The sequence below is a fragment of the Pirellulales bacterium genome, assembly GCA_036490175.1.
GTDB lineage: Bacteria > Planctomycetota > Planctomycetia > Pirellulales > JACPPG01 > JACPPG01.
The window spans coordinates 1-4201 of the sequence record DASXEJ010000036.1 but is presented as its reverse complement, the minus strand read 5'-3'; the positions used below and the strand labels follow the sequence as shown (position 1 = coordinate 4201).

The following is a 4201-nucleotide window of genomic DNA, read 5'->3' as shown; positions in this document are numbered from 1 at the left end:
TGCGCGGCGCCAGGAGGTGACTTTGGTGTGCGCGCTGTCAGGCCGCTTGGGCGAGCCGGGCGTCGGCTCTTCGGCACAGTAGGCCAGTTCGTCCAGCAACATGGCCACGGCCTCGTGGCCCCGGCGATTTTGATAAACTACCAGCACGCGCGCCGCTCCGATTTCCAGCGGCTTGATCGACGCCTCGCCGTCGGCGTCCGTCCAACTGCCAGGCAGCACGGTGGCCTCAACCACTTTGGCCAATTGCTCCAGGCGCTTCATCACGGCGTCGGCTTCTTCTTTTTCGCCGCGTGGGTCAACAAAATCGCTGACGTCGTGAACCATGGTCGTCATGGTGTGGTCGACCACGTCGCGCGTCGTCAGGAGCAAGACCCCTTCGTGAACGACCCAATCCATCGAATGGGCTTGCAGCGCCCAAGTAAGTGCCGAATGCAGCGTCACCTGCTTGAGCTGACAGCCGACTTTGGCGTCCAGCGCCACGCCGGCATCTTCCAGCGACCCGCGATCCAACACGACGGGAATCCGGTAGCGGTCTTTCAGCAGCGCGACAAAATCGGTCAGCGGCATGTCGTCGATGTTAAAGTCGCCCGTCTGCTCGAGCACTTCCTCGATCAGCGGCGGAAGCGCTTCGTGCTTCGTGCCCGGTTCGGCCGCCATTGCCGCGGCAGCCACCATGAGCACGCTCAGCCAGGTCCCAAGCGAAAGATGCTGAGATCGTCGCATGACGCCACCTTCGACCAAGAGCCAATAGACTGAAAAGTCCCCCCAAACGTCGTCATTTAGCATGACCGGACGACCGCGTGGATGCAAGGTGATCCGCTGAGTGGCGCGCTCAAAGGACATGTGCTCGCGCCGGCAGAATCGGTATTTTCCGCGCGCGGTGCCCATCCAAGTCCGGTGAGCCGAGCGGGCCAGCAAAAATTCTGTCGCCCATGCGACGGTTTTGCTGGAATGGGTTCCCTGCAAGCATTAAACCATAGAGCAGCGGTGCGCAATTGCCTTAGCTGGAGGCTGCGCATCAGCCTGGGCCGTGCCAACCAAATCCGAACGAGTCGCACTTTATCTTTTGCAAAGGATCCTTCGCATGATCATCAATCGAGTGGGCATCATGTCGGTGGCGAAGATCATGGGCGCCATGTATGGGTTGATTGGACTGATCGCGGGCTTTTTCATGACGTACACTCATTGACCTTGGCCAGGGGCAACCGAATCGAGCGGACCGACCGAACAAGAGATCTTCGCCCTGCCATGCGCCCCCGCTTCACGATCGCCGGCATGATGTGGTTTTCGGTCTTTGTCGGGCTGCTCTGCGCATGCGGCGCACTGGGCCATCGGCTGGTCCACCGCGAACTGCCCGATCAGCTTGCCGCTTCGGCCGATGGCCGGGTGCTGGTCGTCCATCTCGGCGGCGGCCGGCTGGGCATCTGGGACACGGCCGCGGGACGGATGACCCAGATGCTAACGGCGAAATTCTCGTACTATTTGTACCCGCTAATCGTGTCGCCCGACGGCCAGCGGGTCGCGGCTGCGGATGTCACGTCCCGGCAATGCGAGCTCTGGGTTCGCGATGGCCTCAAATTCCGGCAGCAAAGAATCCCGGCCATGGCACTGAACGGTCCCATCGTCGCGACCAGCCAGGACTGCCGACTGCAGGTCACACACAATCAGTCCAAAGGCGAGTTTGGCATCTGGTCGCTCGACGACGGGACCCGGCGGGCCACATGTTCGCAGCACGTTCGAACTGCTAGCGGAGATTTTGCCGTGGGCCTCGACAGCGGTTCCGGCCACCTGGTTGTCAGTTACAACAATGGGCAGGTTGAGGTGTTTGACGCGGCTAGCGGCCAACTGAAAAAAACAATCGTCACCCCCAACAGGCCGCTGGCGGTTCCGCAACGCATCGACTTGTCGCTCGACGGCCGCTGCGCCGCGATCCAGGCAGGTGTGTCTCCCATGGGCGAGTGTTGGGCCTCGATCGTCGATCTCGAGATGGGCCAGGAGATACTGTGGGATCGGGTCGAAGTCCCGACGCGTCCCGTGGTATTTTCGTCCGACTCGCGCCAAGTGGCGATCATGGGATTAACGGGTTCGATCGACCTCTTTGAGTTGCCCAACGGCGCCCCACGGGGTCCGGTAGGCGGTGAGTCTACAATAGCGATCGCCGCCGCTGGCCCCGGGCGCTGGGCCCTGCTGAGCCCTTCGGAGTTGGAGCTGCGGAGCGACGGAGGCGCCGCCTCTCGCGTTGCCCTCTGGCGCGATGACACGCTTGACGAACTGTGCTGTGTGGCCTGCGGGTTGCTCGCGTGGCTGCTGGTCACGGCGGGCATCCATCTCCGCCGTGGACGCATCGCGTGCTCAGTGTGCGGAGAGGTGCGGCTATTGGCCCGGCGAAGGCCCAAGCCGGTTTGTATGGTCTGCAGCCAACAAGTCAGCGGGCGGCGTGCGTGGGTCAAGATGCTCCTGGTGATCGAAGTCGTTTGCGGGCTGGTCGTGATCATCGTAGCAGCCCAAGATTGGATGACCGGCAGCCCCGTCGATTGGCTGTCGCCGTTGCCGCTGATGGCGATCTTCGCGGCGGTCTTTTTAAGTTATGTCGGCCTGTACATCGGCTGGTTTATCTGGCGCGCGCACCGCTTGCAGGGCGAGGCCTACTGCCTCAAACGCGCCACAAAAGCTGCCGGCCAGTCTGGCACCGTCCACCGCAATGGGCCGATCGTGGCCTGGTCGCCGGCCGAAAACCCCTGGATCGAGCAGGTGCCCCAATGGATCGCGGAGGCTGGCGAGGATTTTGCCCGTCTGACCGGCTTGGATGTAAACCGGCAGCCACCGTTGCGATTGCTCGTGTTCCGACACTGGGCCGAGCTGGATCGGTATGTGAAGCTCTATGGAATCAACGCCTGGCCGCTTCCAGGCATTCAACTACCCGGCGGCAAGCTGGCAACGTCTCTGGAGGGAATTCGGGCCAACCTGATTGAGCCCAAGCGCCTTGTCCATGCGAACAGTGCCTATCCGTTTTGCCAACAGCACCCAAGTTTGTCGCGCGCGGGCTGGCTGATGCTTGGATATTTATTGGTGCAAGATTCGTGGGGCGACACGCGGCTGCTGCGAAAGATGCGACTGGCCCTGGCGGCCGATCCCCATGCGGGCAGCGATATGTTCGATTCCAAGATCTTGAGGTGCATCATGCGTAGCCGCCGCTGGTATCGCACGCAGGATTACGCACGGCTGATGGGACTGTTGCTGCGGCGGATTTCGATGACTAGCTATCTGGCCGGGCCGCCCGACGATGCCCAGCGCCGCGCGGTGTTCCGCGCATTGCTCGGCGATCTGGCATCCAAAACCGACTGGCCGCAGGCGGCCCAGCGTCATTACCACAAGACGCCGCAGGAGTTGATCGACGCTTGGCGCGACTGGATCCTGGGCCAAACACCGGGCGAATACCCGACGCCGCAGCCCTGGCAGCTCGAGATCATTCAGAAGGAGCTGTTGCCAATCGCCCACGATCACCAACAGCCGCTGATCGCGCGGCTGCGCGTGCTACGCGGACTGGCTGACGCGGGCTTTACGATCGTCGGCCGCAACCTCATCGAGCTGATGAGCGACTCCGATCCGCTCGTGCGTGCCGATGCAGTCGAAGCGCTGAAGATGATTTCCGGTCACGACCACGGCGGCGAGCTGCGAGCCTGGCGCACCTGGTGCGACAGCCTGCCCGCCACTGAAACGCTGGCGACAAACGATGCGTGAGTTGCGTGTTAAAGTAGCAGGCACACTCCGCTCTGCCGTCGCTCGACAGAAAACGGCTCACGAAGACGGAAGTCTTTGCCCGTTCAGGTTACGGCACATGAATGTGCCGGCTACTTTGAGCGACTCAAGCGGTTTCGGCGTACGACGTGTCGTGCTCGACGTCGTCATCGTCGTCCGATTCGTCGAACTCCTCATCGTCGTCCTCGCCTTCGTCTTCTTCATCCGCGTCTTCCCCTTCGTCGTCTGATTCTTCATCTTCTTCGGCTTCGGCTTCGTCCGACTCCTGGTCCCACTCGGCCGATGAATCGTCGTCGGACTCGTGCGCGGCGACTTCCTCGGACTCGGCGTCATCCATTTCAGGCTCGGGACGGATCTTGTTGGTTCGCTTGGCGGTCGAGGCACCGGGCGCGGCAGACTCCTGGCCGCCTTGCGTGCGCATCTGCTCCCATTGCTCGAGCGT

Annotated in this window: 3 protein-coding genes; 1 reads left to right on the top strand and 2 read right to left on the bottom strand. The window is 62.2% G+C overall.

Going from position 1 to position 4201, the window contains the following annotated elements; genetic code table 11:
* On the bottom strand, window positions 1-723 hold a 723-nt coding region (locus VGG64_03105), incomplete at its 3' end, for a hypothetical protein (protein ID HEY1598560.1).
* Between the two features lie 525 nt (window positions 724-1248).
* Here VGG64_03105 and VGG64_03100 point away from each other — a divergent pair.
* Entirely contained in the window at window positions 1249-3741 is a 2493-nt protein-coding gene (locus tag VGG64_03100) for a HEAT repeat domain-containing protein (GenBank protein HEY1598559.1), read from the top strand.
* Between the two features lie 124 nt (window positions 3742-3865).
* Here VGG64_03100 and VGG64_03095 read toward each other — a convergent pair.
* On the bottom strand, window positions 3866-4201 hold a 336-nt coding region (locus tag VGG64_03095), incomplete at its 5' end, for a hypothetical protein (protein ID HEY1598558.1).

What these genes read in the sequence shown, in the direction of transcription:
- VGG64_03100 (HEY1598559.1), top strand. Translation starts at nt 1,249, where the DNA reads ATGCGCCCCCGCTTCACGATCGCCGGCATGATGTGGTTTTCGGTCTTT.